We start from the raw sequence: 20,054 nt of genomic DNA, 5'->3' as shown, positions 1-20,054 counted from the left end.
ATGGTTGCCGCCGGGCGGGTTCCGCCGCACTATCCGAAGCGACGCGAGCGACGCTTGCGCCGATCGTTGAAGGAGGGCCCGACGATACTGCCGAATCCCGGCGACGTGGCGCGTGCGTGCTATCGCGCATACGCCGACAAGAACCGCGACGCGATTAAAGCGCTGATTGCGCCGGACTTTCATTTCACGAGCCCGCTCGATAACCGGCTCGACCGCGACACCTATTTCGCGCGCTGCTGGCCGAACAGCGCAATGCTCGCGGGAGTCGACTGCGTCGATGTCGTCGTGCACGGCGAGCACATATTCGTCGTGTACGGTGCCGAAACGCGTGGCGGAAGGCGGTTCCGGAATGCGGAGCGGTTGCGTGTCCACGATGGCCGGATCGTCGAGGCCGAGGTGTATTTCGGCTGAAACATGCCGCACGATGCGCGTGACGGCGGGTTCGTCGAACCACGCGGTTGAGCGCGGGTCACACCCACAGCCGGTACATCCAGAACGATTCGTCGTCGATGAAGCGCTGCGTGAATTCGCTCGGCGAGAATCCCGTGATGCGCTTGACCTCGCGGCTCAGGTGCGCCTGGTCGGCGAATCCTTCGTCGAGCGCGAGCGTCGCCCAGTTGAACGCGGTGCCGGCTTCGAACCGGTCGCGCGCCGCGAAGAACGCGCTTTCCGTCCTGACGAGCGCCTGCCATTCGCGCAGCGATCGGCCGCTGTAGGTCTTGATGCGCCGTTCGACCTGGCGCGGGCTGTGCGTGCCGCGCCACTCGCGCGCCTGCAGCGCGAGACGCTCGACCCAGCTGCGCCCTGCATTGCGAAGCGAAGACAGCGGCGTCGCGGGCCGCAGCGCCTGCCAGCGAGGCGCGAGATGGCGATCGATCGCCGCCAGCATGTCCGCGTCGCCATCCGCGCCGAGCAGTGCATCGAGCAGCGGGTGCCAGTCGCGGCCGAGGCACGCGTGTGCGTCGAGCACGCGGTCGTGGACGTCCGGCAGCGCGATGCCGAACAACGTCCGCGCGGCATCGGCGGTGAAACAGATCATGCCGATCAGCCCGCCCGTCGGCGCCCACGCGACGGTGGGGGCCGAATGGCTGCCCGACAGCGTCGCCGCCGCGCCGAAGGGGCGCCATCGCGGGCCGTCGGGGGCGGGTTCGATGAAGCCCACGTCGAGACCCCGGTACCACGACACGCAGACGAGCGGCGTGGCCGGAAAATGCGAAAGCCGTTGCGCGTCGCTCGACGCGACGCCGCGCGTGTCGGACAGAACGATCGCGACCACCGCGCCCTGCAGCGCGGCAGGCGCGGGGTGCAGCCGTGCATGCGGCAGCGGCCCGCCGCCCGCGACGCGAGGGGCGCGGGCAAGCGGATCGGGACATGACGGCGGAATCGATGGCGGGCCGGAGAACATGACGCCGCAGTATAGGGACGGGGCCAACGCGTGTCGATGTCGTTTGCGTTCAAGACCGCCGGCGCGCCGATGCGGAGAATCCGGCACATGAACACACGATCCTCTTCCCCATGTCCATTCCACGCGGGCACCGCTGCGCCGGCGCCCGTGCTTCACCCACCCGGCGTATGGCCGCCGGGGCCGCCCGTCGGCCTGACGGGTTGGGGGTTGCTGCGCACGATGTCGCGCGACCTGATCGGCGCGCTTGGCGACTGGCAGCGCACCTACGGCGACGTCGTGCACTTGCGCGTGTGGCCCGAGCATGCCGTGGTCGTGACCGATCCGGCGCTCGTGCGCGAGCTGCTGGTCACGCACCACGATGCGCTCGGGCGCTGGGAGCGCGCCATCCGCGTCTTCGCGGAGGTCCACGGCCAAAGCGTGCTGGTCGCCGAGGGCGATGCATGGCGCGACAAGCGGCAGGCGCTGCAGCCCGGCTTCATGCCGAAGCCGGTTCAGGCGTTCGTTCCGGCGATCGCGGCGACGGCCGGTCACGCCCTCGCGCAATGGCCCGCGCATGATCCGGAGTGGCCGATCGAAAGCGCGCTGACGTCGCTGGCGATGGACGTGATCATGCGCACGATGTTCTCCGATACGATCGGCGACGATGCGCGCGCGGCCGAAGAGGCGGTGCGCGCGGTGAGCGCCGCGGCGAACGCGGCGTTTTACCAGCCGGTGAACACGCCGAACTGGGTGCCGTGGAAGCGCCGCACGGCCCGCGCGATGGCGGTGCTGAAAGGGGTGATCGACCGGCAGCTGCATGCGCGCCTCGACCGGCCCGAGCGTACCTGGCCCGACGATCTGCTGTCACGCCTGTTGCGGCTGCATCGGGCCGATGCGCGGAAATGGCCGCTGCGGGCCGTGCACGACGAATGCGTGACGGCGTTCCTGGCCGGCCACGAGACGACCGCCGGGGCGCTGACCTGGTGGGCATGGTGCATGGCCGCGAATCCGGCCGTGCAAGCCGCCGCGCGCGACGAGGTGTCCCGCGTGCTGGGCGGTCGTGCGCCGTCCGCCGAGACGCGCGCGTCGTTGCGTTACCTGTCGCAGACGCTCGACGAAACGCTGCGCCTGTACCCGTCCGCGCCGATCCTGATCAGCCGTCGCGCAGCGCGGCCGATTGCGCTGGGCGCGTGGCAGTTTCCCGCGCGCACGCTGTTCATGCTGCCGCTGCAACTGATGCAGCGCGATCCTCGATGGTTCCCCGAGCCCGATACGTTCCGTCCCGAACGCTTCGGCGCCGATGCGCCGGCGTTGCCGCGCGGTGCCTACATGCCGTTCGGCACGGGCCCGCGCGTGTGCCTCGGGCAGCATCTGGCGATGACGGAGATGACGGTCGTGGCCGCCATGGTCCTGCAGCGCTACGTGCTGTCGGTGCCGCCCGGCATGGCGCCGCCGCGCGCGGTGCTGAACGTGACGCTGCGACCGCAGCGGGCGTTGCATCTGGCGATCGCGCCGACGGAGCTGGCGGCCGATACGGTCTCCGAATGACGGGGGCACGAGCGGCCGATTCAACGGGGCCTGCATCGCGCGAGCGCATGCCGTGCGCGCGATGCGGTGTCGTCGAATCGTCGGAATGTGAAGGCGTGCCGCCAACCGCTTTCGGCGCCACTGGCGCGGCATCGCGCAGCACCTATGCTTGAAGAGCCCAGGCCGGGTGACGCCCAAGGAGGATGGTCATGCGCATGCTTCTCAACATACGAATCCCTCACGAGCCGTTCAACACGCTGGTGCGGGACGGCAGCGTCGGCGACGTGATCTCGCGAATACTCGAAGCGGTCAAGCCGGAGGCCGTGTATTTCACGGAGCAGGGCGGCGGTCGCGGGGCGGTCGCGATCGTCAACGTGGATGACCCGTCGCAGATCCCCGCGCTCGCGGAGCCGTGGTTCCTGATGTTGAATGCCGACTGCGAGTTCCGCGTGGTGATGTTGCCGGACGATCTCCGGAACGCCGGGCTCGCGCAACTCGGCGCGAAGTGGCGGTAGCGGGGAGCCGCGCATGCGCATGCCGCTGCCCGAAGGCCGGGTGAGCGGCATCGCGCGGCGTTCGCGTGCCGGTTATCGCGCAGCCGGCGGCGGCTCGACGTTCGCCGCCTGCCTGTCCTTCGGTCGCAACAGCAACAGCAGGCCGCTCAGCGCCGCCGTGGCAACGCATACGAAAAAGAACCGTTCGTTCCATTGAATCTCGCATGTCGGATGCTGCGCCGCCGGCATTCCCGGCCGTGGCGTCGAGTTCCGGCAGGAACGTGAAGACCGCCGGTTGCCATCCGTCCGGATCGGGGCGGTCATCCGGCCGCGTCTTCCCCCAGCGCCTGGATGAAGCGCGAGAACAGCTCGGGCTGCGATGAAATCCCGAGCTTCGCGTACAGGTGCCGCCGGTGCACCTTCACCGTTTCCGGCGAAATCGCGAGCCGCTCGGCGATCGCCTTCGACGAGTTGCCGCGCAGCACCATTCTCGCGATCGACATCTCGCGATCGGTCAGCACGCCTGCGCCGAAGCGGGCGAGTGCCTGCTCGACCCGCGCGCCGAGATCGGCGTCGGGCGTCGCGCGTGCCGCGTCGCCCACCAGCCGCCAGTGCTGCCGGATCGCCGCGAGCACCCACGGCATCGCGGCCGTCAGCTTGCCGAGCGGCTCGACGTCGAAACGCGTGCTCGCGCCGAGCGACAGCGACAGCAGCATGTCGGCGCTCGGCCGCACGAGGATCTGGATCTCGTCGTCGCCCACCGCATCGCGGAAATAGCTGAGGAAATACTCGCTCTGCCGGAACAGGTCGGGTGCGACTTCCTCGAGCCGGTAACAGCCGTCGGCCAGCCCGTCGTGCGCGGCCTGCAGGAACGGGTCGAGCAGATACACGCCGTTCAGGTAGAGCGGCACGGGCGACGCGGCATCGGTGCCTCCCGTGTCGTATTCCTCGAGCACGAGCGGCACCCCGTCGGGGCCGATCGCGGTCGCGAGCGCATTGTCGAACGGCGCCATTTCATTGAGCAGCAGCACCAGGAAGCGCCAGAAGCGCGGCTGGCCGAGGTGATCGATTGCGCGGCCGAGCGCCTGGTGCATCGCGATTTCGGAAAAGAGACGATCCATACCACCACCGGAAGGGCGTAACACGAAGGGGGAATAGCGGTCCTGAAATTGGCTTCCTAGACTGCCACGCAATCAGTCGGGCCCGAGTATGGGCGTTCAAAAAAGTGCAGCACAGGAGAACGAGATGGCGATGATGTCGGAATCGACGGGCACGCTGCAAGCGGCGCCTGCAACGGAGGACGCGCCGCGCGCGCTGTCGCAGACGCTCAGTGTGCGCGACGCGGTGATGATCACCGTATCGGGCGTGACGCCCGCGAGCTCGATCTTCGTGATCGCGCCGTTCGCGATCCAGCAGGCCGGCAGCGGCGCCGTGCTGTCGTTCCTGCTCGGCGGCGTGCTCGCGCTCGCGTTCGCGCTCTGCTACGCGGAACTCAGCGCCGCGCACCGCAGCGCGGGCGGCGAGTACGTGATGGCCAAGCGCGTGTTCGGCACGCTGCCCGGCTACCTCACCTTCATCACGGTGCTGTCCGTCAGCGTGTTCATCCCGGCCGTGCTCGCGAGCGGCGCCGCGCCTTACCTGAACAGTGCGCTCGGCACGCACTTCAGCAACCAGTCGGTCGCGTTGACGATCGTGCTGCTCAGCTACCTGCTCGGCATGCTGAACATCAAGACGAACGCGTGGATCACGGGCGCGTTCCTGGTGGTCGAGATCGGCGTGCTGATGCTGATCGCGGGCCTCGGCTTCGGTTCCCCGCATCGCGGCGCCGACGCGCTGGTCGCGCCGGTCGTCGCGAGCGGCAACGCGCTCGTGCCCGCGACGCTGGCCGCGATCGTTCCGGCGATCGGCACGGCGATCTTCTGCTACAACGGCTTCGGATCGGCCGCGTATCTCGCGGAAGACCTGCGCGGCGGCAACCGCAACGTCGCGAAGGCGGTGATCTACTCGCTGCTCGTGATCCTCGTCGTCGAACTGATTCCGCTCACCGCGATCGTGCTCGGCGCGCCGTCGCTGACCGAGCTGACGAAGAGTGCCGACCCGATCGGCTATGTCGTGCGTTCGCTGAGCAACCCGGCGGTGTCGCGCGTGGTCAGCGGCGGGATCTTCCTGTCGGTGTTCAACGCGATCATCGCGATCGTGATCACGATGGGCCGGCTGCTGTACAGCAGCGGCCGGCACGCGCTCTGGTCGCGTACCTGCAACCGTGCCTTCTCGACGATCCACCCGCGTCTCGAATCGCCGTGGCTCGCGACCCTCGCGCTCGCGGTGCCGTCGGCGGGGCTCGTGTTCGTGTCGAGCCTCGACGAGCTGACCGCGTTCACGGTCGACCTGCTGCTGCTGATCTACCTGGTCGTCGGGCTGGCCGCGCTCGCGAGCCGGTTCGTGCGCCGCGACGTCGAGCATCATTACCGGATGCCGTTGTGGCCCGTGACGCCGCTCGTCGCGGTGGCGGGCGCCGCGTACACGCTCTACACGACGCTGGCCACAGCCACGAAACCGACCGACCTCATCATCATCGCCGGCCTGCTGATTGCCGCGCTCGCGATGTACGCGGTCTGGGCACGCCACAGCGAAGCGTTCCGCGCGCTCTGAGCGACGGATCGAAGCCTTGCCGTACCGAAACACCGAACCATTGAAAGACGGGAGGAATTGCATCATGCGCACGAGGGATCTCGGCATCCGCATCGGACTCGGCACGCCGGGCCGCTTCAACGCGATCACGGACGTTCCGGGCGTGCGGGTCGGACATTGCACGCTGAACGAGGAGAACGGCGACGCATCGATCCGCACCGGCGTCACCGTCATCGAGCCGCGCGCGGGTGCCGCGCACGATTCGCCCTGTTTCGCGGGCGTGCACGTGCTGAACGGCAACGGCGATGCAACGGGGCTCGAATGGATCCGCGAAGCCGGCCTGCTCACCACGCCGATCGCCTATACGAACACGCACAGCGTCGGCGCGGTGCGCGATGCACTCGTCGCGAACGAGCGCGAAGCGGCGGCGGGCCGCGTGTACTGGTGCATGCCGGTCGTGATGGAAACCTACGACGGCCTGCTGAACGACATCTGGGCGCAGCATGTGAGCGCCGCGCACGTGCAGCGCGCGCTGGCCGCCGCGCAGACGGGCCCGGTTGCGGAAGGCGGCGTGGGCGGCGGCACGGGCATGATCTGCCACGAGTTCAAGGGCGGCATCGGCACCGCATCGCGCGTGCTCGCGGCCGATGCGGGCGGCTGGACCGTCGGCGCGCTCGTCCAGGCGAACTACGGCGTGCGCGAGATGCTGCGCGTGGCCGGCTACCCGGTCGGCGAAGTGCTGCGGCACGTGCCTTCGCCGTTCCGCGCGCCGGACGCGCAAGGCGAGGCCGGGATGGGCTCGATCGTCGTGACGATCGCGACCGACGCGCCGTTGCTGCCTCATCAATGCACGCGGCTCGCGCAGCGTGCCAGTGTCGGGCTCGCGCGGGTCGGCGGCGGCACGGAGGATTCGAGCGGCGACATCTTCCTTGCGTTCGCAACGGGCAACGACGGCCTGCCGGCGGCGAACTACGGCAGCAAGGGGGCGCCGACCACCGGCGTGAAGATGGTCAACAACGACCATATTTCCGCGCTGTTCGTCGCGGCGGCGGAAGCGGTGGAGGAAGCGATCGTGAACGCGCTCGTCGCGGGCGGCGACGTCGAGTCGCGCGGTGCGCGGGTCGAAGGGCTGGGGCAGGCGCGCTTGCTGGATGCGTTGCGCGAGGTGGGCTGGCGGCCGGGGCGCGGCGCCTGAAACGGCATGCGCCGCTTCAATCGAAGCGGCGTGGGGCGGAGCGGCGATGCGGCGATCGGCCGGGCCGCGATCGGCCGGGCCGCCGCTCGCCCGCGCAGGTCATGCGGGCGGTGCGGGCCTGGCCGTGACGACGCGGCGTCATGCTCAGCTGCCGAAGTAGATGTTGCAGAAGCTGACGGGGCCGACGCAGGCGTTCGGGTCGTCCTGCTTCGATTGCGAACGATCGACGCGGCCGGCGGCCTTCACGGCTTCGACGCGGTTCGCCTGTTGCGGTGCGTCGTCTGCCGGTGCCGGCTGTGCGTGAGCGACAGCAGCGGTGAGCGACAGGGCAACGAGGGCGAGGTGCAGCGGCTTCATTTCGGTTTCTCCTGGGTGAGTGCCAGTCTCGCTGGCAGTGAGGAAACTATAGGCTCGCACTGCTTAAAGATTAATCACCGCGCCTGTAGAGCATATTTCCATCCGGAACAAGGATCCCGTTGCGCACGCACCGATCGTCAAGGGCGTCGATGGCATCGATGGCATCGATGGCATCGATGGCATCAATGGCATCAATGGCGATGCCGGTTGAACGGCGCGTCCTTGTCCAGCAGCGCGCTGCGCATGAAGTGCAGGCAGCCGACGATGCGCTGCATGCGGTGCCGCTCGTCGGGCACCGCATACCACGCCTGCAGCGCGTGCTGCGCGGCGCGGATCGCGAGATTCACCGATTTCAGCGTGCGTGCATGATGGCCGGGCGTCGGATCGTCGAAGAAGCGCGGCAGTTCGTGCAGCACCGCGTCGATCGAGCCGGTCCAGCGCAGCGTCTGCGGCGGTTTCGATGCGCGGAACGCGTTCATTTCGTCGCGCAGGTCGATCACCGCGTGGCCGACTTCGAGCGTCGACAGCATCCAGCGCAGCGCGTCGCGATGCTGCCGCGTGCGCCGCACGAGCAGCGTGCGCAGTTGCGCCATCAGGTCGTGGGTACTCGACTGGAAGCGCTGCGCGAGGCCGTCCGGCGCGCCTTCGCACGCCAGCGTGACCTGGCGGCGCAGGTCGTGCGCGATGCGGCCCGTGAGCCACGGCATGTGAGTCGGGAACACGACCGCGAACACGAGCGAGCACGCGAGCATCGCGATGACGACGGCCAGGCCGTTGTTGATCAGCACCTCGGGCGTATACGCGATCACGTTGTCCGGCCCCGCGAGCAGGCAGAAGAACACCGCGAAGCCGATCCCGTAACCGGACAATCCCGGCCGCATCGCGAGAAACGCGCCGACGCCGAGCACCGGCGCGAGCGCCGCGCACAGCAGCGGAAAGCCTTCGATGTTCGGATACACGTAGCACAGGAACAGGTAGCCGATGGCGGTCGCGAATGTCGCGCCGACGCTCATCTGCGCCACGAACTTCGGCGCGCGCGGCGACGTCGAGCTGAGCGCGCACGCGATCGCGGTGGCGGTCACGGCAAGCGGGCCGCTTGGCCATTCTGAGGCGATCCAGAACACGCTCATCGCACCGACGGCGACGACCGTGCGCAGGAACGCGAAGCCGACGAAGAACGTATTGGTCTTCACCGCGTAATGCGTGACCGAGCGCTCGAACGCATGGTCGTCCTGGTCGAGCGATGCATAGGTGTCGGCGTAGCCGAGGTATTCGCCGATGAAGCGGTACAGCAGCTCGATCGCGGTATCGAAGTCGAGCAGGCCGCCGGGCGCATGTTCCTCGATGTTTCGCCGCGAGGCGCGCGCGGCTTTCGGCAACGCGCTGTGGAAGCGGCGCAGATCGACCAGCGCACCGGCGGCCGGCGCGATGCCGCGCTGCCGCTCGTCGCGCAGCGCGGCGAAACGCTGCGCGAGCGCATCGACGTGCGGCGCGAGCGCATCGAGCACCGCGTCCGAGCCGTTCGCGCGCAGCCGCTTGACGAGCTGGTGCAGCGCATGCAGCCGCGTGCACGCGTTCATGAACTCGCTGTTCAGCCGCGCGAGCCGGCGGCTGCGCGCGCGAATGTGCGGGTCCTCGAACGATGCGAACGCGCGATTGGCCTCGAAGCCGACGATGTCGTCGACGAAATCCGCGAAGCGCCGCTCGAAATCGGCGCGCGCGACGTCGCCCGCGAGTGCGCCGGCCGTGAACGCCGCGAACGTCGCATGGCGGGTGCCCAGCGAGCGCATCAGCGCCTTCGCGGAGCTGAGCGGCAGGATCAGCGCGCTGACCGCGCCCGAGCAGGCGATGCCGAGCGCGACTTCCGCGGCGCGCGTGAGCGCGGACTGGAACAGCGTCTGCGGCGTCATCACGGCCGGCAGGCCGATCAGCGCGGCCGTATAGCCGGCGAGTACGAAGCCGTACCAGCGGAAGTGGCGGTTGCGCACCGCGAGTGCGATGCAGCTGCCGATCCACAGCGTGATGCCGGCCATGTACAGCTCGGGCTGCTGCGCGAACAGCCCGCCGAGCGCGAGCGCGGCGACGAGACCGGCCGCCGTGCCGAGCACGCGGTAGAAACTCTTCGCGAACACCATCCCCGACAGCGGCTGCATCAGCACGAACACGGTCGTCATCGCGGTGCGCGGCTGCGACATCTCCAGGCGCATCGCGATGCCCATCGCGAGCAGCGCCGCGAACACGGTTTTCGCGAGGTGCAGCCAGATCAGCCCGTCGCTCGCGGCCCAGTCGCGTGCCGCGTCGCCGAGTGGATCGAGCCATGTCCTCCATCGTGCCGGTTCGATGGAAGGTCGCTCGATCGCAGGTTGTGGCTTCATGAAAAGAGGGGGCCGGTACGGGGCCGGGCACGGTGCCACGGCACGTCCGAACGGGTCCGTTCGACTGGTGAGGCGCCGATTGTAGGAGCGCGGCGCCCGTGCATTAACGCAGCTGCGGGGAAACGATAGTTGCAGCCGGAGTAACAATCTGTCGCATCCGGTAGAGGAAAATAGCGGCTCCGCTACAGGTTGCTCACAGGAATGGATACCCTACAAAACATGCGGGTGTTTTCGCGTGTCGTCGAGACGGGCAGTTTCACTGCCGCCGCGCAATCGCTGAATTCGACGACGGGCGCGATGTCGCGCGCGGTGTCGGAGCTCGAGGCGCGCCTGCGTACCCGTCTGATGAATCGTTCGACGCGCCGTCTCGCACTCACGTCGGCCGGCGAAAGCTATCTGCGGCGCTGCCGCCAGATCCTCGCCGACGTCGACCGCGCGGAAGAAGAGGCGAGCTGCGCGCACGAACGGCCGGCCGGCGTGCTGCGCATGCACAGCTTCGCGAGCGTCGGCCATCACTATGTATTGCCCGCACTGACGCGCTATCACGCGCAGTTTCCGGACGTGTCGATCGAGCTGTCGCTGTCGCAGCGCATGCCCGACCTGTTCGACGGGACGAGCGACATGGCCGTCGTGACCGCGTCGTCGCTTCCCGATTCGGAACTCGTGTCGCACCTGCTCGGCTCGACCTTCAGCATCCTGTGCGCGTCGCCCGACTACGTGAAGCGCCACGGCGCGCCGGCCCGTCCGCAGGATCTCGCCGCGCACGCGTGCCTGACGCTGTGCACGCCGGCGTTCCCGACGCACGAATGGGTGCTCGAAGGGCCCGAGGGCGTCGAGCAGATCCACGTCGCGGGGCCGGTGCAGACCAATACGGCCGAATCGCTCGCGCTCGCGATACGCGACGGCATCGGGATCGGCATGCTGCCGCTTTACTCGGCGATCGACGCGCTGCGCGACGGCACGCTCGTGCGCGTGCTGCCCGCGCACATCCTGCAGAAGATGAACGTGTACGCGCTGTATCCGTCGCGCCGCTTCGTCGATGCGAAAGTGCGGACGTGGGTCGAGATGCTGCGTGCACAGGTGCCGGGGATGATCGCGCGCGACGTCGAGATGCTGAACGCGATCGACCGCGAACCGCAGGCCGCCTGAGCGGCCGACGCGTATCGGCGTATCGCCGGCTTCTTCTCTTCAGCCGGCTTCTTCTCTTTACGCGAATTTCGCCAACCACGCCAACGCGACTCGCCGCGCCCACGGTACATCGTCTCCGTGGGCGCGGCGCATCGTCATGACGTTACAGCGCGGGCTTTGCCGCCGTGCCCGATTCCGTTGCCGGCTCGCCGGCCGGGCCGTATGCGGCGCGCGCGGCCTTCTGTTGCGCGAGGCGCTTTTCGTGGAGCCGCTCCTGTGCCGCCAGGATGTCGTCCGGATAGTTGATGGATTCGCCGCGCGCCGGGTTGTAGCCGACCGATTCGAGGTCGCTCAGCTCCTGCAGCACTTGCGCGCGCGTGACGGGCGACTTTGCCGACTGGGCGAACGACAGGGCCGGTGCAGCGAGCAGGACGGCAGCGGCGGCGGTAACGACGAGCGATTTCACGAGGTTCTCCTGGGTACGGGGTGGGTGGCCGGCGCGACGCGCGATGCGCGCCCCCGACCTTCGCTGGCAGTCTACGCAGCGCCCGCGCGCGTAAAAACCCCGATTCCAGGCAGGCTGCCTTCCAGATGGAACAACATTGATGCGCCGCCCGCCGCGAACGAACCCGCATGCAGACGCAGGTGCGTGACCGTCGGGCGGCGATGCATCGCGTCGATCAGAAGCGCGTGCGCATGCCGATCGTGCCGACGATCTGGTTCGCGGTGCTCGATGCGCCGCCCGAGCCGTCGATGAACGCCCGGTAGCCGCGGCCCGATGCGTGCTGATACATCGCTTCCGCGTAGACGTCCGTGCGGCGCGACAGCTTGTAGACGGCCTGCAGGTCGACCTGGTGCCACTTCGGATCGGTGCCGTGCCTGCTGTCGGGGTTCGACACGCTGGCGTCCGTGTACACGTAGGCCGCGCCGAGACTGACGGCCGGCGTCACCGCATAGCGCACGTTCACGTCGTAGTTGTTGAACGCGACCTGGCCGGTCGAGCCGAACGAGCCCGTGTTGTCGTACTGCGAGCGCGTATAGACGAAGCCGACGGTGGCCGGGCCGAACCCGTAGCTGATGCCGCCGCCGTACGAACGCATGCGGTCCGAGCCGATCGACCAGCCGCCCTGGTTCAGGCTCTTCGCTTCGGCCGCGTCGGTCGCGCCCGGGCTCGCGCTCGTCGAGCCCTTCGTGCCGTTCATCTGCAGGTACGCGCCGGCCAGCTTCAACGGGCCGTTCGTGTAGCTCGCCGCGACGCTGTATGCGCGGTTCGCGCCGAAGCTGGTCGCGTTCGAGAACGCGTACATCGCGCCGACCTTGAAGCCCGCATACGTCTCGCTCGTGTACTTGACCGCGTTGTTGATGCGCAGCGAGTGGTTCAGGTTGTCGTTGTCGAACGGGTGCGCGAAGCTCGTGTCGCCGAGGTCGCCGGCCGTGGCGGACAGCGGCGCGACGAAATCGACCATCGTGTCGTACTGGCGGCCGAGCGTCAGCGTGCCATAGCCGCTCTGGCTCAGGCCGACGTACGCGTGGCGGCCGAACAGCTTGCCGTCCTGGCCGAGCCCGCCGTTGTTCACGTTGAAGCCGTTCTCGAGCACGAACAGCGCCTTCAGGCCGCCGCCGAGATCCTCGGTGCCGCGAAACCCGACGCGGCTGCCGTTGACGGTGCCGCTGTTCAGGCGCCACAGCGATGCGCCGTTGGCGTTGTTGGTGTAGACGATGCCGGCATCGATCAGGCCGTACAGCGTGACCGAGCTTTGTGCGTGAGCGAGCGGGGCGAACAGCGTGGCGGTGCATGCGCCGGCGACGAGGGTTTTTTTCAAGTGAGGCTCCTGCGTGTGGAAGGGGAACGAAAGTTCGGCGCAAGTATAGGAACGCAACCCGCGCGCAAGGCCGCCGGGGGCCGCGAGCGCACCTTTCCGGATCAGGCAAGAGTCGTTCACAAAACTGACACGACGCGCGGTGCGCGCGTGACGGTGGTGGTTTTTGCACGGTCGCACGCGGGCGGTATGTGTCCGTCGCGGGCGTGCTGTAGCGTCGGTGCAACATGAGCGGGGCGTGGCGCGGCGGTGGGTCGGTGCGACTGGCGCGCGGAGAATGGCTCGCCTGCATCCACGCTCGCGACCGGCATCACTCGCGTTCAAAGGCGGGCGCGTGCACACATTCCAGGCTCGTCAACCGGATCGCGCGACCTGCCGACTCGAAGCACTCGGCCGTTTTCACGAATACGCCGCAACGGGAAGGCGATCCTGCGGCGTGAACCGGAACGCATATCCGGTATCCGGGTTGAAGCGGACGGTGAACTTCGGGCTGCCTCGACCCGCCGGTCTTCATGTATTCATCGAATGCATGAGTCGATTCGAAAAATACGTTTGTCTCATGATTGTCGCCGGCCTACGATGCGGTCCTGACGACGGCGCGAGTGGCGCGCCGTCTTTTTCGATCCCATTCGCGAACCCCATGCGCCCCGATCTCCCGTCCGCCCCCGCATTCCCTTCGCCGGCCGCCACCCCGTTCGCGCGCATGGCCGTCGTCACGATCCTGACCGGCGTCGGCGCTGGCCTCGGCGGCATGCTGCTCGCGCTGCTGCTGCATGCGATCCAGCACGTCGCGTTCGGCTACAGCGTCGCGCACGTGATCGGCACCGAGAGTTTCCTCACCGGCGTGACCGGCGCCGATCCGCTGCGCCGGCTCGCGGTGCTGATCGTCTGCGGGATCGTCGCCGGCGGCGGCTGGTGGGCGCTGTACCGGTTTGGCCGACCGCTCATCAGCATCCGCCGCGCGGTGCGCGCGGCCGATCCGCGGATGCCGGTCGTCAGCACGACGATTCACGCGCTGCTGCAGATCGTCACCGTCGCGCTCGGCTCGCCGCTCGGCCGCGAAGTCGCCCCGCGCGAGATCGGATCGCTGCTGGCGGGGCAGCTTGCGCATCGTGCGGGGCTCACCCCCGACGATTGCCGGCTGATGGTCGCGTGCGGTGCGGGCGCGGGCCTCGCGGCCGTCTATAACGTGCCGCTCGGCGGCGCGATCTTCGTGCTCGAAGTGCTGCTCGGCACGTTCGAACTGCGTGCGCTGGTCGTGGCGGTCGCGACGTCGGCTATCGCGGCGGCCGTCGCGTGGATCGGCCTCGGCAACGAACACCAGTACACGGTGCCGCCGTTCGTGCTGAGCACGCCGCTGGTGGCATGGTCGATCGTCTGCGGGCCGCTGTTCGGCTTCGCCGCATACGGCTTCGTGCGGCTCACGACGCGCGCCCGGGCGAACGCGCCGAAAGACGGGCGGCTGCCCGTGCTCGCGCTGATCAACTTCGCGGTGATCGGCGTGCTCGCGATGCGGTTTCCGCAACTGCTCGGCAACGGCAAGGGCCCGGCGTCGCTGGGTTTCGACGGCACGCTGACGATCGGCCTCGCCGCCGCGCTGCTCGTGCTGAAGGTGCTGATCGAGGCCGGCAGCCTGCGGGCCGGCGCGGAAGGCGGCCTGCTGACACCGGGCCTCGCGAACGGTGCGCTGCTCGGCGTCGTGCTCGGCGGGCTGTGGAGCCTCGTGTGGCCGGGTGCGTCGATCGGCGCTTGCGCGCTCGTCGGCGCGACCGCGTTTCTCGCCGCGTCGATGCAGATGCCGATCACGGCGGTCTTGCTGCTGCTCGAGTTCACGCGCGCGGATCACGACAGTCTCGTGCCGATGCTGCTTGCCGTGGCCGGATCGCTCGTCGCGTATCGGGTGGCGCAACGGTGGAGTGAGGGGCGGGCGAAGGCGATGGAGGTGGTCAACGAGCGTGCGGTGGCGATGCGTTAATGCGCACATGCAGCCAGGAGGCGAACGACGTTTGCCTTTTTTGTCGCCAACAAATCACCGAAAGTTGACGATTTGTATCCGTTCCGAAGCAAGCTGTTGCCGCGGTGATCCACGCAGGACGATGAAGCCGATACGATCGGAGGCGCCAAGCGTGGGGCCGCTTTAGAGGAACGGCATCCCGTCGATCACCTGCGCCCGGATGCACGCGTGCAACAGTCATTGCTTCCCTGGGTCGGTTGTCCTTCCCGAGTCATTCACGATAGCGTTTTCCGCTCATTCAAATTCAAACGATCTGAGGGAAAATGTCGAATTCGTACAAGTACGGCGTTCATGACGGCTTGAGCCGCGAAGCGTTGCTTTTCCTGATCTTCATCGAAGAGACTGGCAAGGCGGCGGGTGTAGATGACGCGATCGGTATCGCGATGGTGTTGCTGGGCCAGCGCTTTATCCGCACGCGCGGCAAGTTCGCAAACGCCGTCAAGGGCACCTCGATCGCGTCGGTGGTTTCTCGTCGCTTGCTGCCGTACGAACTGAAGCATCGGATTTTGCCAACCGTTACGTCGTTCACGAGTCTTGTCATGTTGCGGATCAAGTTCACGCGGAATATCGGCGCTTTTGTCGGGCGCGCCATTCCAGGAGCAGGTTGGGTCCTCCTGGCAACGGATATCTCGCTGATCACTCATCGCACGATCGGCACGTACAACAGCATCGTGAAGCCCGAGGATCGTTTGTATGGCTGACGCCTGGAAAAACCTCGAAGCGTTCATTGCGACCGATATCGGCAAGCTGCCAGTCGGTCGGATCGAGCTCACGCGGGACACGGATCTCCATCACGATCTCGACATGGAGCCGGAGCACATCGATGCGTTCGTCCGGCGATGGGCCGTGACGTTTGACGTCGACTTGTCCATGTTCGACATCCACGATTACTACCCGTCGGCGAAGCTCGGCATCGGTTCGTTCCTTGCCACGGTCGTCAGATCGCCATTCAGCAACAAGGCGCGCGAAATCCTGGGCGGCCGGTCGCTCACACTCGGCATGATGGTCGAGGCGATGGAGCGCGGGCGCTGGGAGGCGTGACGAACGCAGTGCGTTGATCGAGGCTGCGAAGCGACGTAAGGGCTGCCTGTCATTTATCCCCGTTTTCCTGTCGATACGACCGCGCGATCGCGGCCCCCCGCATACCAAAGCGCGTCCGCCGGTTCTATGCAAGAATCCGCGCGTTTCCGCGCATCCACCCACAACGACACGCGCGGACGTCCCTATCAGGAAACGAGGAGCTCAAGTTGATCCAGCGCATTTCCCGCTTTTTCACGCAGGTGGTTCACCGCGTGTTGCCCGACCCGTTGATTTTCGCGATCCTGCTGACGATCGTCACGTTCGCGCTCGCGTTCGGCCTCACACCCAATACGCCCGCCCAACTCACGACGATGTGGGGTTCGGGTTTCTGGAACCTGCTCGCGTTCTCGATGCAGATGGTGATGATTCTCGTCACCGGTCACGCACTCGCGAGTTCGCCGCCCGTGAAGCGCATGCTCGTCGCGCTCGCGAGCACCGCGCGCACGCCGGGGCAGGGCGTGATGCTCGTCGCGTTCGTCGGCGCGCTCGCGTGCGCGATCAACTGGGGCTTCGGCCTCGTGCTCGGCGCGATGCTCGCGCGCGAAGTGGCGCGTCGCGTGGCCGGCAGCGATTACCGGCTGCTCGTCGCGTCCGCGTACATGGGCTTCCTGAGCTGGCACGGCGGATTGTCGGGTTCGGTCCCGCTCGTCGCGGCCACGAAGGGCAACCCGATGGAAAAGACCATCGGGCTGATTCCCGTGTCGCAGACGATCTTCACCGGCTACAACGCGTTCATCACGATCGGCCTGATCGTGATGCTGCCGTTCCTCGCGCGCCTGATGATGCCGAAGCCGGGCGACGTGGTCAGCGTCGATCCGGCGCTGCTGGCCGAACCGCCGAGCGTCGAGCGCCAGCTCGGGCCCGACGCGACGTTCGCGGAGCGGATGGAGGAGAGCCGTGCGTTGTCGGTGTTCGTCGCGGCGCTGTGTGCGGCGTTCCTCGTGCTGAAGTTCGTGCAGAAGGGCTTCGCACTCGACATCGACACCGTGAACCTCGCGTTCCTCGCGGCCGGCATCCTGCTGCACCGTACGCCGATGGCCTATGCGCGCGCGGTGGCCGGCGCGGCGCGCGGCGCGTCGGGGATCATGATCCAGTTCCCGTTCTACGCCGGCATCCAGGCGCTGATGGATCATTCGGGGCTCGCGGGCGTGATCACGAAGTGGTTCGTCGATATCGCGAACGTGCATACGTTCCCGCTGCTCGCGTTCCTGAGTTCCGCCGTGATCAATTTCGCGGTGCCGTCGGGCGGCGGCCACTGGGTCGTGCAGGGCCCGTTCGTGATGCCGGCGGCTCAGGCGCTCGGTGCCGATCTCGGCAAGGCGGCGATGGCGATCGCGTACGGCGAGGCCTGGACCAACATGGCGCAGCCGTTCTGGGCGCTGCCCGCGCTGGCGATTGCCGGGCTCGGGGTGCGCGACATCATGGGGTACTGCGTGACGACGCTGCTGTTCTCGGGCGTCGTGTTCGTCGCGGGGATGTATCTGTTCTGACCGCGTGAGGCGGGCGGGGCGGAGCCCGTCTCACGCCGGTCTGGTTCCAGACTGCCTTTCAGCCGCGCGACCGCACGTCGGCGCGCTCGTGCCCGTGACGCAACGCGAGGCTCGCGAATGCCGCGACGACGAGCGCGGCCGCCAGCAGCGTCAGCCCGTTCTTTGCATTGCCGGTCGCCTGTTCGATCGCGCCGACGACGGTGGGCCCGACGAAGCCGCCGAGCAGCCCGCACGTATTCACGAGCCCGAGCCCGCCGGCCAGCGCACTGCCGGCGAGCCGCGACGCCGGAAACGTGAACACGATCGACTGCACGACGAAGAACATCGACGCGGACACGCATACGCAGAGCAGGCCCGCCAACGGTGACGCATGCGCGGCACCGACCATCCCGGCCGCCATGATCGCGAGCCCCGCGCACAGCATCCGCCGCGAATGACGCGACTCGCGTGCGAAGCGCGGCAGCGTCCCGGCCCCGAGCGCGGCGGCGAGCCAGGGCAGCGACGTCAGCAACCCGACCGCGACCGGCGACAGACGTCCCGACGCGCCGATGATCCCCGGCAGGAAGAAGATCACCGTGTAGATGGTCAACTGGTGGCAGAAGTACACGAAGATCGCGAGCCAGATCTGCGGGTCGCGCAATGCGGCGCCGAACGCGTGGCCGCCGTGCGCGGCGACGCCCGCGTCCTGTTCGGCGGCCAGCTTGCGCTCGAGCGCGCGGCCGGTTTCCGGGGCGAGCCACGGCGCGGCGCTCGGACGGTCCGGCAAGCGTGTCCACACGACGAACGCGAGCAGGATCGCCGGAATGCCTTCGACGACGAACAGCCATTGCCAGCCGTGGAAACCGAGCGTGCCGTCGAGTTCGATCAGCGCACCGGCCAGCGGCCCGCCGACGATATTCGCAATGCACACGCCGAGCAGGAAATAGCCGGTGGCGCGTGCACGCTCCTCCCGGCCGAACCAGTACGTCAGATACAGCATCACGCCGGGAAACAGGCCGGCTTCGGCCACGCCGAGCAGCAGGCGCATCACGTAGAACGATGTCTCGCCGCGGACGAACGCCATCGCGATCGACAGCGCGCCCCACGTGATCATGATCCGCGTGATCCAGAAGCGCGCGCCGACGCGATGCATGATCAGGTTGCTCGGGATCTCGAAGAGCGCGTAGGTGAGAAAGAACAGCCCCGCGCCGAGCCCGTACGCGGCCGATGAGATGCCGAGATCGACGCCCATCGAATGTTTGGCGAACGCGATGTTGGTGCGGTCGAGAAAGCTGATCACATACGCGGCGATCAGCAGCGGCATGAGTTTGCGGAACAGCAGCCGGTTCAGCGACGCGTTCGCGTCGGTCGCGGTGGACGACAGGGCCTGAGCGTGATGAGTGGACATGCGGACGACTCCGGTAAGGGCGAACCGGCGCGCACGGCAAGCACGGCGCGCCGCGTTCGGCAAATGCCGCTGCGCGGCAGGCAGCGGATGGGCAGTCGACGGAGCCGCGCCGGCGGCGCTCGAACGGAGCGGGGCGATGAAGGGCGTCCTGGCGCCGGCCGGTTCGGGCCGGCGCCTTGTCACTGCGCTTGCGGATGCGGATGCGGGTGTCGGGGGGCGACCCGGCGATCAGAAATTCACGGCGTCGCCGCCCTTGAGCGCGAGCATCGCGCGCGCCTCGGCCGGCGTTGCGATCTCGAGCGACAGGCCTTCGAGCACCTGACGCATTTTCAGGACTTGCGCGGCGCTCGATTCCGCGAGCTTGCCGGGCGCGATCCACAGCGAATCCTCGAGCCCGACGCGCACGTTCGCGCCTTGCGCGGCGCCGATCGTCGCGAGCGGAATCTGGTTGCGGCCCGCGCCGAGGATCGACCACACGTAATCGCTGCCGAACAGGCGGTCGGCCGTCCGGCGCATGTGCATCAGGTCTTCCGGGTGCGCGCCGATCCCGCCGAGCAGGCCGAACACGCTTTGCACGAAGAACGGCGGTTTCGCGAGCCCGCGATCGACGAAGTGCGCGAGGTTGTACAGATGCGAGATGTCGTAGCACTCGAATTCGAACCGCGTGCCGTTCGCGCCGCAGCGCGTGAGGATCGTCTCGATGTCCGCGAACGTATTCTTGAACACGAGATCGCGGCTTTTCTCGAGATGTTCGCGCTCCCACGGATGCTTCAGCTCGCGGAAGCGCTCGAGCATCGGGTACAGCCCGAAGTTCATCGAGCCCATGTTCAACGACGCGACCTCGGGCTGGAAATGCAGCGCGGGCTGCAGCCGTTCGTCGACCGTCATGTGCGGGCTGCCGCCCGACGTGAGGTTGATCACCGCGTCGGTCTGCGCCTTGATGCGAGGCAGGAATTCGGCGAACACGGCCGGATCCTGTGTCGGCTTGCCGTCGGACGGGTTGCGTGCGTGCAGGTGCAGGATCGCCGCGCCGGCCCGTGCGGCCGCGACCGCGGCCGTTTCGATTTCGTGCGGTGTGACAGGCAGGTACGGCGACATCGACGGCGTATGGATCGCGCCGGTCGGCGCACAGGTGATGATGACTTTACGAGCGTTTGCCACGGATGGATTCC

At 67.8% G+C, this 20,054-nt stretch carries 19 protein-coding genes; 11 read left to right on the top strand and 8 right to left on the bottom strand.

Going from position 1 to position 20,054, the window contains the following annotated elements; genetic code table 11:
* The first annotated feature begins 84 nt into the window (after window positions 1-84).
* Window positions 85-411: a nuclear transport factor 2 family protein gene (locus APZ15_RS32220; RefSeq protein ID WP_370448695.1), complete on the top strand. Its 327-nt coding sequence runs from the start codon at window positions 85-87 to the stop codon at window positions 409-411.
* A gap of 58 nt (window positions 412-469) precedes the next feature.
* Here APZ15_RS32220 and APZ15_RS32215 read toward each other — a convergent pair whose 3' ends face one another.
* Window positions 470-1,405 (bottom strand): helix-turn-helix transcriptional regulator, encoded by a 936-nt coding sequence (locus APZ15_RS32215; protein ID WP_027791517.1) that lies wholly within the window; start codon window positions 1,403-1,405, stop codon window positions 470-472.
* 87 nt (window positions 1,406-1,492) lie between these two features.
* Between APZ15_RS32215 and APZ15_RS32210 the strand changes: the two genes are divergently transcribed.
* The 3 genes from APZ15_RS32210 (at window position 1,493) to APZ15_RS32200 (ending at window position 3,622) form a co-directional block, all read left to right on the top strand.
* A complete protein-coding gene (locus APZ15_RS32210; RefSeq protein ID WP_027791518.1) occupies window positions 1,493-2,932 on the top strand; it encodes a cytochrome P450 in 1,440 nt (479 codons plus the stop codon).
* A 188-nt stretch (window positions 2,933-3,120) separates the two neighbouring features.
* Window positions 3,121-3,426, top strand: a complete 306-nt coding sequence (locus tag APZ15_RS32205) for a Panthothenate synthetase (RefSeq protein ID WP_021159202.1) — start codon at window positions 3,121-3,123, stop codon at window positions 3,424-3,426.
* 13 nt (window positions 3,427-3,439) lie between these two features.
* Entirely contained in the window at window positions 3,440-3,622 is a 183-nt protein-coding gene (locus APZ15_RS32200; protein ID WP_027791519.1) for a hypothetical protein, read from the top strand.
* A 103-nt stretch (window positions 3,623-3,725) separates the two neighbouring features.
* Here the strand turns inward: APZ15_RS32200 and APZ15_RS32195 are convergent, their stop codons facing one another.
* Complete coding sequence (locus APZ15_RS32195) at window positions 3,726-4,526, bottom strand: helix-turn-helix transcriptional regulator (protein WP_027791520.1); 801 nt, start codon at window positions 4,524-4,526, stop codon at window positions 3,726-3,728.
* A 124-nt stretch (window positions 4,527-4,650) separates the two neighbouring features.
* Here APZ15_RS32195 and APZ15_RS32190 point away from each other — a divergent pair, with 124 nt between their 5' ends.
* Entirely contained in the window at window positions 4,651-6,057 is a 1,407-nt protein-coding gene (locus tag APZ15_RS32190; RefSeq protein WP_027791521.1) for an APC family permease, read from the top strand.
* Window positions 6,058-6,121: 64 nt separating this feature from the next.
* Window positions 6,122-7,231 carry a DmpA family aminopeptidase gene (locus APZ15_RS32185; RefSeq protein WP_027791522.1) on the top strand — a complete coding sequence of 370 codons (1,110 nt, stop codon included), beginning with the start codon at window positions 6,122-6,124 and terminating at the stop codon, window positions 7,229-7,231.
* A 144-nt stretch (window positions 7,232-7,375) separates the two neighbouring features.
* Here the strand turns inward: APZ15_RS32185 and APZ15_RS32180 are convergent, their stop codons facing one another.
* Both APZ15_RS32180 and APZ15_RS32175 read right to left on the bottom strand, forming a co-directional pair.
* Window positions 7,376-7,588 carry a hypothetical protein gene (locus APZ15_RS32180; RefSeq protein ID WP_027791523.1) on the bottom strand — a complete coding sequence of 71 codons (213 nt, stop codon included), beginning with the start codon at window positions 7,586-7,588 and terminating at the stop codon, window positions 7,376-7,378.
* Window positions 7,589-7,779: 191 nt separating this feature from the next.
* Window positions 7,780-9,963, bottom strand: coding sequence for an FUSC family protein (locus tag APZ15_RS32175; protein ID WP_027791524.1), 2,184 nt, complete (start codon window positions 9,961-9,963; stop codon window positions 7,780-7,782).
* 201 nt (window positions 9,964-10,164) lie between these two features.
* On the opposite strand from APZ15_RS32175, the gene APZ15_RS32170 reads away from it, so the two are divergent.
* Window positions 10,165-11,112 carry a LysR family transcriptional regulator gene (locus tag APZ15_RS32170; RefSeq protein ID WP_027791525.1) on the top strand — a complete coding sequence of 316 codons (948 nt, stop codon included), beginning with the start codon at window positions 10,165-10,167 and terminating at the stop codon, window positions 11,110-11,112.
* Between the two features lie 142 nt (window positions 11,113-11,254).
* Here the strand turns inward: APZ15_RS32170 and APZ15_RS32165 are convergent, their stop codons facing one another.
* On the bottom strand, window positions 11,255-11,557 hold the full coding sequence (locus APZ15_RS32165) for a DUF4148 domain-containing protein (protein ID WP_027791526.1): 303 nt from the start codon (window positions 11,555-11,557) through the stop codon (window positions 11,255-11,257).
* Window positions 11,558-11,771: 214 nt separating this feature from the next.
* Window positions 11,772-12,914, bottom strand: coding sequence for a porin (locus APZ15_RS32160; RefSeq protein ID WP_027791527.1), 1,143 nt, complete (start codon window positions 12,912-12,914; stop codon window positions 11,772-11,774).
* A gap of 637 nt (window positions 12,915-13,551) precedes the next feature.
* On the opposite strand from APZ15_RS32160, the gene APZ15_RS32155 reads away from it, so the two are divergent.
* The 4 genes from APZ15_RS32155 (at window position 13,552) to APZ15_RS32140 (ending at window position 17,495) form a co-directional block, all read left to right on the top strand.
* Complete coding sequence (locus APZ15_RS32155) at window positions 13,552-14,886, top strand: chloride channel protein (RefSeq protein WP_027791528.1); 1,335 nt, start codon at window positions 13,552-13,554, stop codon at window positions 14,884-14,886.
* Between the two features lie 302 nt (window positions 14,887-15,188).
* Entirely contained in the window at window positions 15,189-15,626 is a 438-nt protein-coding gene (locus APZ15_RS32150; RefSeq protein ID WP_027791529.1) for an STM2901 family protein, read from the top strand.
* On the top strand, window positions 15,619-15,966 hold the full coding sequence (locus APZ15_RS32145; protein WP_027791530.1) for a DUF1493 family protein: 348 nt from the start codon (window positions 15,619-15,621) through the stop codon (window positions 15,964-15,966). Before APZ15_RS32150 ends, APZ15_RS32145 begins: the two co-directional genes overlap by 8 nt.
* Before the next feature lie 206 nt (window positions 15,967-16,172).
* The gene (locus APZ15_RS32140) at window positions 16,173-17,495 is read left to right on the top strand and encodes a TIGR00366 family protein (protein ID WP_027791531.1); all 1,323 of its coding nucleotides are present in this window, start codon (window positions 16,173-16,175) and stop codon (window positions 17,493-17,495) included.
* Window positions 17,496-17,553: 58 nt separating this feature from the next.
* On the opposite strand, the gene APZ15_RS32135 is transcribed toward APZ15_RS32140, so the two are convergent.
* Entirely contained in the window at window positions 17,554-18,882 is a 1,329-nt protein-coding gene (locus APZ15_RS32135; RefSeq protein ID WP_027791532.1) for an MFS transporter, read from the bottom strand.
* A gap of 228 nt (window positions 18,883-19,110) precedes the next feature.
* Window positions 19,111-20,043 carry a 3,5-dioxohexanoate:acetyl-CoA acetone transferase gene (gene kce, locus APZ15_RS32130; RefSeq protein ID WP_021159186.1) on the bottom strand — a complete coding sequence of 311 codons (933 nt, stop codon included), beginning with the start codon at window positions 20,041-20,043 and terminating at the stop codon, window positions 19,111-19,113.
* Window positions 20,044-20,054: the final 11 nt, after the last annotated feature.

This window comes from Burkholderia cepacia ATCC 25416, assembly GCF_001411495.1.
In the GTDB taxonomy this organism is placed as follows: Bacteria; Pseudomonadota; Gammaproteobacteria; order Burkholderiales; family Burkholderiaceae; genus Burkholderia; species Burkholderia cepacia.
The sequence above is the reverse complement of the archived record's forward strand: the minus strand, read 5'-3'. Positions and strand labels throughout refer to the sequence as shown.

Excerpts from the sequence above, each read along its gene's own strand:
- APZ15_RS32215 (WP_027791517.1), bottom strand. The coding sequence starts at position 1,405 with ATGTTCTCCGGCCCGCCATCGATTCCGCCGTCATGTCCCGATCCGCTT.
- APZ15_RS32210 (WP_027791518.1), top strand. The coding sequence starts at position 1,493 with ATGAACACACGATCCTCTTCCCCATGTCCATTCCACGCGGGCACCGCT.
- APZ15_RS32205 (WP_021159202.1), top strand. The coding sequence starts at position 3,121 with ATGCGCATGCTTCTCAACATACGAATCCCTCACGAGCCGTTCAACACG.
- APZ15_RS32200 (WP_027791519.1), top strand. The coding sequence starts at position 3,440 with ATGCGCATGCCGCTGCCCGAAGGCCGGGTGAGCGGCATCGCGCGGCGT.
- APZ15_RS32195 (WP_027791520.1), bottom strand. The coding sequence starts at position 4,526 with ATGGATCGTCTCTTTTCCGAAATCGCGATGCACCAGGCGCTCGGCCGC.
- APZ15_RS32190 (WP_027791521.1), top strand. The coding sequence starts at position 4,651 with ATGGCGATGATGTCGGAATCGACGGGCACGCTGCAAGCGGCGCCTGCA.
- APZ15_RS32185 (WP_027791522.1), top strand. The coding sequence starts at position 6,122 with ATGCGCACGAGGGATCTCGGCATCCGCATCGGACTCGGCACGCCGGGC.
- APZ15_RS32180 (WP_027791523.1), bottom strand. The coding sequence starts at position 7,588 with ATGAAGCCGCTGCACCTCGCCCTCGTTGCCCTGTCGCTCACCGCTGCT.
- APZ15_RS32175 (WP_027791524.1), bottom strand. The coding sequence starts at position 9,963 with ATGAAGCCACAACCTGCGATCGAGCGACCTTCCATCGAACCGGCACGA.
- APZ15_RS32170 (WP_027791525.1), top strand. The coding sequence starts at position 10,165 with ATGGATACCCTACAAAACATGCGGGTGTTTTCGCGTGTCGTCGAGACG.
- APZ15_RS32155 (WP_027791528.1), top strand. The coding sequence starts at position 13,552 with ATGCGCCCCGATCTCCCGTCCGCCCCCGCATTCCCTTCGCCGGCCGCC.
- APZ15_RS32150 (WP_027791529.1), top strand. The coding sequence starts at position 15,189 with ATGTCGAATTCGTACAAGTACGGCGTTCATGACGGCTTGAGCCGCGAA.
- APZ15_RS32145 (WP_027791530.1), top strand. The coding sequence starts at position 15,619 with ATGGCTGACGCCTGGAAAAACCTCGAAGCGTTCATTGCGACCGATATC.
- APZ15_RS32135 (WP_027791532.1), bottom strand. The coding sequence starts at position 18,882 with ATGTCCACTCATCACGCTCAGGCCCTGTCGTCCACCGCGACCGACGCG.